Below are 13,728 nucleotides of genomic sequence, written 5' to 3'. Positions count from 1 at the left end.
TGTTTTATCTAAATCTGATTATTTAAACTTATATCCTAATCCGATCTGGAAGAAATTCATCTTCAATTTTTCATCATTAACAGGATTTTTAATCATATTAGTAAGTCCGAAACTATAACGTGCATCTACAAATAAACCTTTATAAACGTTATAATCTGCTCCAAAGAACAAACCGAAATCCGTAGACTTCAAATTATCATTAAAAGCCCTTTCAAGGAACTCCTCTCCTTCTCTGATGGCTCTTGGATCTGCCATAGCTCCACTTACTTCTATTTTGGCTGTCGTATTTGTTTTAAAGCTTACATACGGACCTGCATAGATTCCCAATTCTGGTGTTGCATAATATCTTGCGGATACAGGAATTAAAATCCTGTTAAAGTTAAGCTTTTCAGTCACTTTAATATTGGAAGGAAAACCTACTTCTGCTTTCCCACCCAAATTAGCATATTCAACCTCTCCCTGAACAGCAAATTTTCCGTTGAATTTATGCTCCACCAAAGCTCCCACATAAAATCCGGATTTAGACTTTAAGCTTCCACTTACTCCTTCAAATTCAGGATCTTCATTGGAATTTAATTTTGATAATGCATAACCGGCTTTTACCCCGAATTTTGTTTGTGCATTCAACCCTGCAACCAGTGCAAGCGCTGATACTAAAAGAATTTTTTTCATGATTATTATATTTAATTTTTATTTGAAATAAAGCTTTAAAAATAAACTTTTCCGGCTTTACCTATATTGTTTTGTTTTTATTTTGCAAAAACATATTTAACCCCAAAAGTCACGGAAGATAAATCCAGTCCGAATTTGTAATTATTCTTTCTTTCCGCTCCCTAATAGTCACCTTTGTACGTATTATATCCAAACTCTCCCAAAGTAGCTTCAATATTCCAGTTTTTGTTTAGGAAATAATCTAAACCGGGCTTGATAGTAACCCTATACAAGTGTAATTTCTGACAAACCGAAAAAAGCTACAGCTCCTGCCACTAATAGTTTTTTCATGATTATTATTTTTTAAGAGTAAAAAAGCCCCAAGAAATTCTCAGGGCTTCATTGCTATATGCTTTGTTTATTATTTTGCAAATACATACTTAACTCCGAAAGTTACAGAAGATAAATTCAATCCGAATTTATAATCGTTTACTCTCTTAGCTCCGTCAACATCTACTTTAGAAGTATTGTATCCGAATTCACCGATAGTAGCTTCGATAGACCAGTTTTTGTTTAAGAAATAATCTAAACCTGGCTTAACGTTAACTCCGATAGAAGTGAAGTTGTTTTTAGTAGAAGTAGATGAAGAAGTAGTAGTTCCTCCAACTGTAGTTGTAGAAGTAGCTTCATCTTTGTTTTGACCGAATACCATTGGTACTTCTAATTGACCGAAGATATATAATTTTTCACCAACAGTCCAGTATTTTCTTACGAATGGAGCTACAACAAACCCAGAAACAGTTTCTTTTGCATCTACAGTAGTTGCACCAATTGTAGAAACAGTTTTTGTGTTATCATTTTGGTAACCTAAACCTAAACCTACTGCTAAGTTAGTATCTACGAAATAACCTACCGTTGGAAGAACTTTGTAGCTCTCAACTTTTGTATCTGTATTGTTATTTTCGTTTTGAGAATAACCTACTTGTCCTGATAAATATGCAGTTCCTTTAGCAATCTGAGCGTTTGATAAACCAAAAAGTGCAACAGCACCCGCTAATAATATTTTTTTCATTTTAAAAAATTTTAATACTTTCTGAGGGCAAATTTACAGTGACCTCCACGAATATTAAAATTTGTTAACGTGATTAATATCATTGTTAATTATTAACCTTTTGTAAACATAAATTATATCAGGTGAACAGCTTTGGATTTTTCATAATATTATGAATAAAAAAATTACAATTCTTCAATTAGAGTCCAGTATCTTTGTTCTTTTTAATTTGTTAATTTTGTCAAAAATACTACCCCTCTAAGAATTTTTGTTAAAATTAATAACGTAAAATATTAACATATAATTAATTAACTCTTAAAAATTAAACAATTGTTTATAAATCTTTATAAAAACTCAACCCTTCTTTTTGAAAATTAGATTAAAAAATTCACAATAACCATCAGAAAGTAAGTTTAATAGAACTTTAAGAATATCCTAAATTATCAGAGCCTTCCGGAACATTAGAAACTTGCTTGATAATCAGAAATAAGAAACTCCGGCTTTTGGCCAGAGTTTAGTATACTATTTTTAAACCTTCTTATTTCAAAAAGAAGTTATATCCAAGGTTAACAGCCCCTACATTCCAGCTATAAGAACCCCAGCCCACTTTTCTACTGTTGCTTATTGACTGATATCCCAGGTACAATTCTCCTTTAGACATCTGGTACCCGAATTTTGGCTGTACATAGAAACCTCCGTCCATACCGTCTTTTGTAGAAATACCATATCCAAGGTCTAACCCTACAAAAACAGGAGCACCGGAAAATTTATACTTACCGGATACAGCTACCGGAATAAATCCGAAGTCATCAAAATTGTCTTTTCCAAAGAAATGGGAATATCCTGTTGTAACTCCCAGGTCAAGGCCTTTTGTAATATTCCACATATAAGCAGCATCTACACCTAATGTAAATGACGAAATATCACTTGCATCGGATACAGGAACACCAATATGTCCACCTAGTTTAAAACCTTCCTGTGCTTGAGCAGCACCTCCTAAAAGTGCAAAAGCACCAATTAATAATAGCTTTTTCATTTATTTGACTAGCGTTTGAATTATTGTGCAAAAATACTAATTATTTATGATAAAATTAAAATCTTAAGAATGATATCATTCAAATTAAAAAAGCAGAACAAATTTGTTCTGCTTTATATACTGATTAAGTTAAAATCTTAAATAATTAGTTTCCTCCGAATTTGAAACCAACACCAACTTGTAAGAAGCTGTTCGTTAATTTTCCATCTCCTGAATCTTTCGCCAGGTTAGAAACACCGTAGTTGTATCTTGCATCAAAGAATAACCCATTTTCCAAAGCATATTCTGCACCGATGAAAGGAGCGATATTCAAAGTATTTACCTGGTCTTTGATATCTACTTTATCTCCTAAACCAAATTCAGCAGCCAGTTCTCCCGGAATCTCCGCGCCTCCTGTTACTTCATATTTTGCTTTTGCAGTAAGGATAATACCAAAGCTGGCACCAGCAGAAACAGCTAAATTTTCAGTAATAAAATATTTAGCAGAAACAGGAATCAATAAAGTACCGAAGGTCGTTTTTGCTTTTACACGTACATTTCCGTCGAAATCTCCTTCGAATGCACCTGTCTCATCTACTTTACCTCCAAGCGGCGAGTACAAAACCTCCCCCTGGATACCAAATTTATCTCCGAATTTATGCTCAACCAAACCACCTACATAGAATGTATGAATTGGATCTGAGCTTTCAGACTGGCCATCAGCCTTCATTTTCAATGTTGATAAAGAATATCCGGCTTTAGCACCGAATTTTGTTTCCTGAGCGTTTACATTTGCTCCCATGACAGCTACTGCTGCAATAAGTAAAAGTTTTTTCATTTTAATTAGTCTTTAATTTTAAGGAATGCAAAACTAATTATTTTTTTCTATTAAACCAATTTTAAGAAATAAAATAAACGTTAATAGAAGGTTAATGGAAACTTTTTTACATGCAATTAGTCATTTCTTAGTCTTTTTTCCTCATCATTATATGCCAGGATAATTTTTCTTACCACAGGGTGTCTTACCACATCTTCTTCCGTAAGATGCACAAAACCAATTTCTTTTACCCCCTCCAAGATTCTCATTGCCTCTTTCAATCCGGACTGCTGATTTTTTGGAAGGTCAATCTGGCTTGGATCTCCGGTAATGATAAACTTAGCATTCATTCCCATTCTGGTAAGAAACATTTTCATCTGGGCATGAGTGGTATTCTGTGCTTCATCAAGGATAACAAAAGCTTCATCAAGGGTACGCCCTCTCATAAAAGCCAATGGAGCTACCTCAATTATTTTTTTCTCCATGAAACCTTCAAGCTTTTCATGGGGAATCATATCACGGAGTGCATCATATAAAGGCTGTAAATAAGGATCCAGCTTTTCTTTAAGGTCTCCCGGCAAAAATCCAAGGCTCTCCCCTGCTTCTACGGCAGGTCTTGTAAGAACAATTCTTTTCACCTCTTTATCTCTTAAAGCTCTTGCAGCCAATGCCACACTGGTATATGTTTTTCCGGTTCCCGCAGGACCAATTGCAAAAACCATATCTTTTTTCTCGGTTTCCTTGACCAGTTTTTTAAGATTGGTGGTTTTTGCCTTTATTATTTTTCCATTGACTCCTTTTACAATAATATCCTGATCAAAAATCAGTTGTTTTTCATTTTCATCTTTAATATTGAGGATATTTTCAACATCTTTAAGCTCTATTGAATTGTTTTTAGAAATAAAACGGACGATATCATCCAGTTTTTGCTTCAATATGTCTAAAACCTCCTGATTTCCCATCGCAAAGATAAAATGATCTCTTCCAGTAATTTTAAGAGTGGGGAAGCTTGATTTTATTAAGTTGAAATATTGGTTACTAACTCCATAGAAGATTTTCACATCAGTATCTTCCAAATCATAGGTTAATTCAAACATGCAGTATTTTTATTTTAGATTTTAAAATTAAAGCTTTTTTTCAAATTTATATCAAATTCTTTTCAACAATCTTTCGGGCATTCTTTTTATTTTAAATAACTTTGCAATACTTCACTATTCTAAAATTGCTCATGTCAATTATTACCCTTACTTCGGATTTCGGAAATTTAGATTACAGAGTTTCGGCTGTGAAAGGCAAAATTTTGTCTCTAAACCCTGAGGTTAATATTGTTGATATAACCCACGAAATCCAGGCATTCAATCTTATACAAACTTCATACATTGTAAGAAATGCCTATAAATATTTTCCAAAAGGAACTATACATATCCTTGCTGTAGACAGTTTTTTCAACAAATCAAGAAAAAACATTCTTTACAAAGCTGACGGCTCTTACTTTCTGGCAGCAGACAACGGTCTTTTGAGCCTCATATTTTTTGATATCAAACCTGAAGCGATCTATGAGATTACGCTGAATAACCGTTTTGATGATGTTATAGACTTCACCTCTACTGATATTTTTGTTCCTGCAGCCGTACATCTTGCTAATGGAGGATTGCCGGAAGTAATTGGAAGAAAAATAGAAACCACCAAACAGCTGATGTTCCCAAGACCTGTTCTTAATGAGTCTGAAGGAATGATCATTGGGGAAGTTACTTATATTGATAATTTCGGTAATATAATTTCAAATATCAGCAAAGATTTCTTTGAAAGTGCCGGCAAAGCCTATACAAGTTTTACGATAAAATTCAGAAATCTCACCCTGTCAAGAATATTTTCAAGCCATACGGAAGTGGTTTCCGACTGGGAAAGGGAGACAGAATTCCATGGGCAATCTGCTGCAATCTTCAATGACAGTCAGCTTTTGGAACTTACCATCTATAAAGGGAGCAAGAAAAACGGGGCCAAAAGCCTGTTTGGATTGAATGTAGGCGAGAATATCTATATTGAATTCTCCTAAAATTATATATTTCATAAAAAAACCGATTTTTTTTATATATTTGTCAAAATCTAAAAATCAAAAATGGCAGAATACAAATTATTGCTTCCTTCCATGGGAGAAGGGGTTATGGAAGCGACAATTATCACTTGGTTATTCAATGAAGGTGATAACGTAAAAGAAGATGACTCTGTAGTAGAAATTGCAACAGATAAAGTAGATTCAGACGTTCCGACACCAGTTTCGGGGAAAATCGTGAAAATTTTAAAGCAAAAAGATGAAGTTGCCAAAGTTGGTGAAGCCATTGCTATTTTAGAAATTGAAGGAGAAGGTACTGCATCGGAGGAAGTAAAAACGGAAACTCCGGCTGCTACTCCAGATACTGAAACATTAAAAACAATTGAAGAGCCGTTACAAACTGTAGCTGCTTCAAATGTAGAATTCTCAGGAGACCTTTATTTATCTCCACTTGTAAAATCAATTGCACAACAGGAAAACATTTCTGAAACCGAGCTGAAGTCTATCAAAGGAAGCGGTTTGGAAGGAAGAATTACCAAAGAAGATATATTGGCTTATGTTGCCAACAGAGGAAGCCAGCCGGCTCAGCAAGCAGCACCGGTACAGGCTGCTCCTGCTCAGAAACCAGCAGTATCTGCTCCGGCAGCTACAGTTCCGGTAAGTGCAGGTGATGAGATCATTCCAATGGACAGAATGAGAAAGATCATCGCTGAAAACATGGTGAAAGCAAAACATATTGCTCCACACGTTACTTCTTTCATAGAAACAGACGTTACCAACGTTGTAAAATGGAGAAACAAAAACAAAGCGATCTTCGAAAAACGTGAAGGTGAAAAACTGACTTTCATGCCTATTTTCGTAAAAGCGATTGTAAAAGCAATTCAGGACTTCCCAATGATCAATGTTTCTATCAGTGGAGACAATATCATCAAGAAGAAAAATATCAATATTGGTATGGCTACAGCCCTTCCGGATGGGAACCTTATTGTGCCTGTTATTAAAAATGCTGATCAATTATCTCTTTCTGGTCTTGCAAAAGCAATCAATGACCTGGCTTACAGAGCAAGAAACAAAAAGTTAAGACCTGAAGATACACAAGGGGCAACCTATACAATCTCTAACGTAGGAAGCTTTGGAAACCTTATGGGAACTCCAATTATTCCTCAGCCTCAGGTTGCTATTTTAGCAATTGGAGCTATCGTTAAGAAACCTGCAGTTCTTGAAACAGCAGACGGAGATGTTATTGCGATCAGAAACTTAATGTTCATGTCTCACTCTTATGACCACAGAGTTGTAGACGGATCTTTAGGAGGAATGATGCTGAAGCATGTGCATGATTATCTTGAAAACTGGGATCTGAATACTGAGGTTTAAAAACAGAAGATAGTTCCTTTGAAATTTAACCAGAAAACAACAGTGTAACCAACACCCAAACAGATATTACATGAAAAACGCAACTTTAATTGCAATAATTTCACTAAGCTTCATTATTCTTATTGATCTTATTCAGTTTATTTCCAGTTTTTTTGAGTTCTACTCTATGGAACTGTTCCGCGTTTTTGGTGTTTTAAACCTTATCTGTTTTATTGGTATTCTGCAGTTTTTCGTTAAATTATACAATAAACAAAAGGAATGAATCGTGAACTCAGGGAACTTTTTGAAATAAAACAGGACGAAGAAAAAAATATTCAGCCTGCCGGCCAAAACGTAAAGAATCATATCCTGATACGTCTTGCAGCGCTTATTTTTGGAAGTATTGTTTTTTTTATTGCAATGACTCAAGCTAAAGGCTGGGACGTTCTGGGTTATCTTTTCTTTATGATGATATTTCATGCTGTATGGCTTCTTTTCATCATTATTGAAATGGCTATTCTTCAGAGCAATGAAAAACTCAAACTGAGGAATGTTAATTTAACTTTCACTCTTATTCTCTTATTGATCTATGGAATAGGTGCTGCCGTCATCTTGGGCGGATCATAATATACACTACAGCAGGCTTTCATTTTTTGGAAGCCTGCTTTGTATTGTAACGGCTCCTGTTTTTATGACATCAGATTGAGAGTTAAGCTCTAAGTTATCAAGAGCTAAAACATTAGCATTTCACTTAGTAACGGGTGAGATTTTTTCAATTTTATTACTAAAAAAATAGATGTTAAGAATTTCTTATGCTATAGAATAGTTTTATCTTTAAGACAAATATATCAAACCATGGAGCTGGATTTCAGAAAATTATTGATTACGAAACTATTCGACTTTTCTAAAGAAGAGGAAACCTTGATTTTTAAGGTGTATGATACACTGTTTGAAATTTACAATATTTCGGTGATAGAAATTGAAAACTCACCTTATCATCAATTTCTCTCTGATAAAACAGACCTTCTGAAAACACCTAAGATCTGCTATTATATCACTAATAAAAGCAATACTAACTCCTTTTATCTTTTTATCATCAATAGAATTGGTACAACATTTCGGGGAGCCCGCTCTACCGATAAAGATGATACATTAGAAATTTGGGGCTTGAAAAAACTGGAAGAAGACTTTGAATTCATTTCCATTCATAAAAAAAAATTAGCAGACAGCATTGCAGGAATTTTCAATAGCCCTCCCCTTCATTTCAAAGAGAATAAGGATTTTAAAAATTTCTATGTTTGGGGAAGTAATCCCTATAAAACGATGGATTTTTTAACCCCGACACGCAAGAAAATTATACAATCTTTTCCCGATAAGGATTTTAGACTTGAAGTTAAAAATACTATTTTAAGCATGGGGCTTTCAAAAGAATTAAACGTAAATAATACCCTATCTATCGCAAAATTTTTAGAAGAAATATAATTTTCAAAATTTTACCGTAATTTCATCCCAGAAAATAGACAAATGCTGAAAATCCTTGCTTTTATACGGAGATCCGTTAAAAAATCTTTTGACAATATTCGAAATGAGCAGCTAAAATATAATCTGCTTCAAGCCATTCCCTTTTGGATAGGATCTGTTATTACCGGATTTTTTGCTGTATTGTATGCCAAAATATTTGCATGGGGTGAAAACCTGATGAATCTTATTTTTGACTGGCATGCATGGATGATCTTTATTATAGCACCTGCTGGATTTGTACTTTCCTGGTGGCTGGTAAAGGAATTTGCACCCAATGCTAAAGGAAGTGGTATTCCACAGGTAATGGCAGCTGTAGAACTTGCCAATCCGAAGGAACATAAAAAGATCAGAAGCCTTTTAAGTCTTAAAATTATTTTTTTCAAAATTCTATCTTCCGTCATTTTAGTAATTGGCGGAGGTGCTGTAGGACGTGAGGGTCCTACAATTCAGATTGCAGGTTCTGTTTTCAGAAAAGTAAATGAATACCTTCCTGAATGGTGGCCAAAGATCTCCAAAAAAAATATGATCATGACCGGAGCTGCTGCAGGACTTGCTGCCGCTTTTAATACTCCGTTGGGAGGAATTGTATTTGCAGTAGAAGAACTTTCAAAAACCCATATCAATTATTTTAAAACGGCTTTATTTACAGCCGTTATTATTGCAGGCCTTACCGCCCAGACATTGGCTGGATCTTATCTCTATTTAGGGTATCCTAAAACGCATGATGTTTCTTTGCTCATTATGTTCCCCATTGTACTTGTTGCAGGAACTGCAGGTATTCTGGCAAGCCAGCTTTCCGTTATCATGCTCAGAATCAATGGCTGGAAAAAGAAAAAACTGAAAACAGATAAAGCCACTGTTCTGTTCCTGATCATTTGCGCCCTGGTTATTGCCTCTATTGCTTACTTTATCAACAGGGAAATTCTGGGTTCCGGAAAAGAGATTATGGAGCGTGTTCTTTTCACCAAAGATAAACATGAAGACTGGTATGTGCCGATTTTAAGAATGCTTGGTCCAGCCCTGTCTTTTACATCAGGAGGTGCAGGCGGTATTTTCGCACCTGCTCTCACCGCAGGTGCAAGTATAGGTTCTGTAATCTCAGGAGCTATCCATCTCACCCCCAACGAAACCAATGTGGTGATTCTCGCCGGAATGGTTGCTTTTCTAACGGGGATTACAAGAGCCCCATTTACTTCAGCAATTATTGTTCTGGAAATGACCGACAGGCATTCATTGATTTTTCATTTAATGCTTGCGGGAATGGTATCTTCTATTGCCTCTATTTTGGTAAGCAGACATTCGCTGTATGATATACTGAAGGTAAATTTTTTAACGGAAATCAGAGAAAAGGATTAGTTTGGGTTAGATTCTATTCCAATTTTCCGCACATTACAATTTTCAATTCCCAATTATTTCACCACTACTATTGTATATTATAAATATATTCTCTAATTTTGCACCTCGAAATAATTAACAAATTCATTTAACATTATGAACAATTACGAAACTGTTTTCATTTTAACTCCCGTTCTATCTGAGTCACAGGTAGAGGAAGCAGTGAACAAGTATGTAGATCTTATCAAAGAAAAGAACTGCGAAATCGTTGCTAAAGAAAACTGGGGATTAAAAAAATTAGCTTACCCTATCCAATTGAAAAAGAACGGGTTCTATACTTTAATCGAATTCAAAGGAGAAGGTACTGTAGTAGCTGATTTAGAATTAGCATTTAAGCGTGACGAGAGAGTAATCCGTTACCTTACTACAAAACTTGACAAACATGCTGTTGAGTACGCTGTAACTAGAAGAACTAAAGTAAAAGCAGCTAAAGCTTAATTATTAACCCTATTTTTTAAAAAGACAAGACATGGCAATAGATGAAATGGCTAAACAAGCCTCAGCTGGAGGAGAATCAGAAGTAAAATTCCTTACTCCGCTTGATATCAATACAAAATCTGAAAAGAAATATTGTAGATTCAAAAAATACGGAATTAAGCATGTTGATTACAAAGATGCTGATTTCTTATTACAGTTCGTTAACGAGCAAGGTAAAATTTTACCAAGAAGATACACTGGTACTTCTTTAAAATATCAAAGAAAAGTTTCTGCTGCTATTAAAAGAGCAAGACACTTATCTTTATTACCTTACGTAGCTGACTTATTAAAGTAAGATACAAAAGAAACAAGAAGAGAGAGAAAAGGCTTCGGTCATTTTCTCTTTTTTTAAGTTGCTGAATAAATAATTAATTCTAACGATTTTTAGATTAAAGGAAAGAAATAATTTCTAAGACATCAGTCTTTTTTCTTTTTTCTTTGTTCTTTTCTCTAAAACTAAAAAACGGACAACAACAATGGATATCATTCTAAAAAAAGACGTAGAAAACTTAGGACTTGAGTTTGATACAGTAAGTGTAAAACCTGGTTATGCCAGAAACTTCTTACTTCCTCAAGGAATTGCTCTTTTAGCTACTCCTAAAAACAAAGCAGCTCTAGAGGCTACTTTGGAAGCTAGAAAAGAAGAAGAAGCTAAATTAATTGCTGCTGCTAACGGTGTAGTAGATCAATTAAAGAAAACTTCTATTACTATTCCTGCAAAAGTAGGTTCTGGTGACAAATTATTCGGATCTATCAACAATGGAGATCTTTCTGCTGCTCTTGCTAAGGCTGGAGTTTCTGTAGAGAAGAAATACATCAAAATCCCAGGAAACACTATTAAAAGAACTGGTAAAGTTACGGCTAATATCAGACTACACAGAAACGTTGAATACAATTTTGAATTCGATATCGTTTCTGACGCTCCTCCTGCTCCAGCAGCTCCGGCTCCTGCAAAGAAGGAAGCTCCTAAAACTGAAGAAGAAGCTTAATAAGCTATTTTCAAAATATACTGAACCACTTCATCTGAAGTGGTTTTTTTGTACAATATATATTTCCTTATTGCTCTGCATATAATCTCTATGTATTCATATCCAAGATGCTTCCACTTTACGTTACTTACCTGTCACCTCTCAGTTTCTGCTGATATTCCGTAGGAGGTACCCCTATTATTTTTTTGAAGATATTGCTGAAAGAAGATAAGCTATTGTAGCCAACCATCATCGCTATTTCATACATATTGTATTTTCCTTCCAGCATAAGTTCAAGGGAGCGGGTGATCCTTAAAGCTCTTAAAAAACGGACATAATTCATCCCTAGAATCTCTTTAAATTTCCTGGAAAGGGTTCTTGTGCTCATTCCGAATTCTTTGGCTGTAGATTCAATAGTAAGGGGTTTTTCAAGATTGGCATGAATGTATTTTGCAATTTTCAGCAATGTTTCATCTTTAGGAAAAGGATGCTGAACCGGGAAAGCCAGTTTTTCATCCATTTTTTCTAAAAAAACACCTTTTAAAGCTTTAAGAAAATTATATTTAGATCCGTTATTTTTTGTGATTTTCCCATCCCATTCTTTTGTATATAAAATCATTTCCCGAGCTAAGTTATTAACGGAATAGATATTAATTTCATTAAAACGGCCATTTTCATCCACCTCTTTTTTAAAATAAAAATTATAAAGATCCACTTTCGGACTGGTTGAAAAAATATAATGCGGTGTTCCTGCCGGAATCCACATAAAACACCTTGCCGGTAGATACCAGTGTTTCTGATCTGTAAAAACATGAACAATACCTCCTTCAGCATAGATCAACTGTGCTGAACTGTGATAGTGTATTTCTGTTGTGACATCTCCTGTGAGCACGTGATATATGTAAAATTCGGCATCTTCTTCTTCTACTGCCTTAAAATGGCTGTCATTCATGAGGTAAAGGTAAGAAGAAAAATTAAATTGGCGTAAATGAACAAATCTTTTTCTGTTTTCACAAATAGGGTCATATGCCTGTCGCCGTAACTTTGCTGCATCAAAATCATTTTAGCAAAAATCCTTTAAATAAATTATGAATATGATATTTAACGCATGTAAATATCAATGCATCGCGTTGTGCTTATTATTGACAAGCAATCTTTTACATACACAAGTGATCGATTACCGCCATCTCAATTTGCAGGATGCTGTAGGCATTGGGCTGAAAAACAACAAGAACATTCTGATAAGTCATTTAAAACAGGAAATGTCTGTTACCAAAGAGAAAGATCTTAAAATGGAAAAGCTTCCGGACATTGAGTTTCACACCAGCTATAATCAGGTGACCAATCTTTTTCAGCATCAAAATGGCGTATTCAATGAAGCTACAAAATATGATGTTATCAACGGAATGTACGATTTTACTTTATCAGCTTCAATCCCTGTATATATGGGAGGAAAAATAAAAAATACTGAAAAGAAAGCAGCTATTGATACTGAAATTTCAGCTTTGAGAACACATCTGGATGAAAGACAGCTTACTATGGAGATTATTACCGCTTTTCTACAGATTCACCATTTAAAAGAGCAGCAAAGTCTTATCAATGACAAAATGAAAGAGGATTCTGTAAATATCAGGCAGGTAAAAGCATTAAAGGCCAATGGTGTAGTTACCGTAAATGAAGTATTGAGAACTTCTTTACAACTATCTAACCATAAAATGAGCTGGACGGAACTTGATAATGATATTCAGATTGCAGAGCATAAGCTGAAAACCATACTTTCTCTTCCGGAAAACCAGGAAATGCATGTAGACACAAAGGACCTGATCTCAGAAAAAGTAGCTATTCCCTATGTTGAAGAGCTTACCGAAACTGCTTTGCATAAAAATGAGTCTGTAGACATTACACATAAGAATCTTTCTTTAAAAGAACTCGACCGGAAGATCACTAAAGCCAATTATTTACCTAAAATTACAGCAGGTGGAGAATATTTCTTAAAATATCCGAATATGATGTTTTTTCCTCCCGAGCCTTATGCCTACCGTTTGGGAATGATTGGAATGAACCTTACCTATCCTATTGAAAATCTGTATAAAAATAAATACAAAATGCAGGAAGCCAAAGAGAATATTGACCTTGCCAAACTCCAGATTGAGGAAAACGACGAGAAGATCCGGCACAGTGTATATGAAGCCTATAAAAAGTTTGAAGAAACCGACCAGAAAGTAAAAATAGCTGAAGAGGCCATTGATCAGGCTAAAGAAAATTACCGTATTGTAAGAACAAAATATGCCAATAAATTAAGCCTGATCACAGAACTCATAGATGCCGACAACACCTATCTGGAAGCTGAATCTAATCTTATTTCTGTAAAAATTAACCGACAATTAAAATACTACCAACTCCAATATACGATTGGAAACTTATAAA

The 13,728-nt window shown here is 34.8% G+C and carries 15 protein-coding genes; 9 read left to right on the top strand and 6 right to left on the bottom strand.

Annotation, left to right across the window (positions count from 1 at the left end; translation table 11 throughout):
• Positions 1–18: 18 nt before the first annotated feature.
• The 5 genes from MP478_RS06660 to MP478_RS06640 form a co-directional block, all read right to left on the bottom strand.
• The gene (locus MP478_RS06660; RefSeq protein WP_257188953.1) at positions 19–672 is read right to left on the bottom strand and encodes a porin family protein; all 654 of its coding nucleotides are present in this window, start codon (positions 670–672) and stop codon (positions 19–21) included.
• 400 nt (positions 673–1,072) lie between these two features.
• A complete protein-coding gene (locus tag MP478_RS06655; protein ID WP_230035287.1) occupies positions 1,073–1,723 on the bottom strand; it encodes an outer membrane beta-barrel protein in 651 nt (216 codons plus the stop codon).
• A 517-nt stretch (positions 1,724–2,240) separates the two neighbouring features.
• On the bottom strand, positions 2,241–2,738 hold the full coding sequence (locus MP478_RS06650; RefSeq protein WP_257199982.1) for a hypothetical protein: 498 nt from the start codon (positions 2,736–2,738) through the stop codon (positions 2,241–2,243).
• A 145-nt stretch (positions 2,739–2,883) separates the two neighbouring features.
• The gene (locus MP478_RS06645) at positions 2,884–3,555 is read right to left on the bottom strand and encodes a porin family protein (protein WP_257199981.1); all 672 of its coding nucleotides are present in this window, start codon (positions 3,553–3,555) and stop codon (positions 2,884–2,886) included.
• A 116-nt stretch (positions 3,556–3,671) separates the two neighbouring features.
• Complete coding sequence (locus MP478_RS06640; RefSeq protein WP_230035281.1) at positions 3,672–4,631, bottom strand: PhoH family protein; 960 nt, start codon at positions 4,629–4,631, stop codon at positions 3,672–3,674.
• Between the two features lie 131 nt (positions 4,632–4,762).
• On the opposite strand from MP478_RS06640, the gene MP478_RS06635 reads away from it, so the two are divergent.
• From MP478_RS06635 to rplI, 8 genes are all read left to right on the top strand, one after another.
• Positions 4,763–5,590: an S-adenosyl-l-methionine hydroxide adenosyltransferase family protein gene (locus tag MP478_RS06635; protein ID WP_230035279.1), complete on the top strand. Its 828-nt coding sequence runs from the start codon at positions 4,763–4,765 to the stop codon at positions 5,588–5,590.
• 63 nt (positions 5,591–5,653) lie between these two features.
• Positions 5,654–6,961, top strand: coding sequence for a dihydrolipoamide acetyltransferase family protein (locus MP478_RS06630; RefSeq protein ID WP_230035277.1), 1,308 nt, complete (start codon positions 5,654–5,656; stop codon positions 6,959–6,961).
• 258 nt (positions 6,962–7,219) lie between these two features.
• Entirely contained in the window at positions 7,220–7,567 is a 348-nt protein-coding gene (locus MP478_RS06625) for a hypothetical protein (RefSeq protein WP_257188955.1), read from the top strand.
• 228 nt (positions 7,568–7,795) lie between these two features.
• Positions 7,796–8,422 carry a hypothetical protein gene (locus MP478_RS06620; protein WP_257188956.1) on the top strand — a complete coding sequence of 209 codons (627 nt, stop codon included), beginning with the start codon at positions 7,796–7,798 and terminating at the stop codon, positions 8,420–8,422.
• 42 nt (positions 8,423–8,464) lie between these two features.
• Entirely contained in the window at positions 8,465–9,817 is a 1,353-nt protein-coding gene (locus MP478_RS06615) for a chloride channel protein (RefSeq protein ID WP_257188957.1), read from the top strand.
• Between the two features lie 135 nt (positions 9,818–9,952).
• Positions 9,953–10,294 (top strand): 30S ribosomal protein S6, encoded by a 342-nt coding sequence (rpsF, locus tag MP478_RS06610; protein WP_047429790.1) that lies wholly within the window; start codon positions 9,953–9,955, stop codon positions 10,292–10,294.
• Between the two features lie 31 nt (positions 10,295–10,325).
• Positions 10,326–10,628 carry a 30S ribosomal protein S18 gene (gene rpsR, locus MP478_RS06605; RefSeq protein ID WP_034706728.1) on the top strand — a complete coding sequence of 101 codons (303 nt, stop codon included), beginning with the start codon at positions 10,326–10,328 and terminating at the stop codon, positions 10,626–10,628.
• A gap of 181 nt (positions 10,629–10,809) precedes the next feature.
• A complete protein-coding gene (gene rplI, locus MP478_RS06600; protein WP_230035271.1) occupies positions 10,810–11,322 on the top strand; it encodes a 50S ribosomal protein L9 in 513 nt (170 codons plus the stop codon).
• Between the two features lie 127 nt (positions 11,323–11,449).
• On the opposite strand, the gene MP478_RS06595 is transcribed toward rplI, so the two are convergent.
• The gene (locus MP478_RS06595; RefSeq protein WP_257199980.1) at positions 11,450–12,253 is read right to left on the bottom strand and encodes an AraC family transcriptional regulator; all 804 of its coding nucleotides are present in this window, start codon (positions 12,251–12,253) and stop codon (positions 11,450–11,452) included.
• A gap of 142 nt (positions 12,254–12,395) precedes the next feature.
• Here MP478_RS06595 and MP478_RS06590 point away from each other — a divergent pair, with 142 nt between their 5' ends.
• Positions 12,396–13,727 (top strand): TolC family protein, encoded by a 1,332-nt coding sequence (locus tag MP478_RS06590; RefSeq protein WP_257199979.1) that lies wholly within the window; start codon positions 12,396–12,398, stop codon positions 13,725–13,727.
• Position 13,728 lies beyond the last annotated feature (1 nt).

This window comes from Chryseobacterium sp. WG14 (assembly GCF_024586945.1).
Taxonomy (GTDB): Bacteria; Bacteroidota; Bacteroidia; order Flavobacteriales; family Weeksellaceae; genus Chryseobacterium.
The sequence above is the reverse complement of the archived record's forward strand: the minus strand, read 5'-3'. Positions and strand labels throughout refer to the sequence as shown.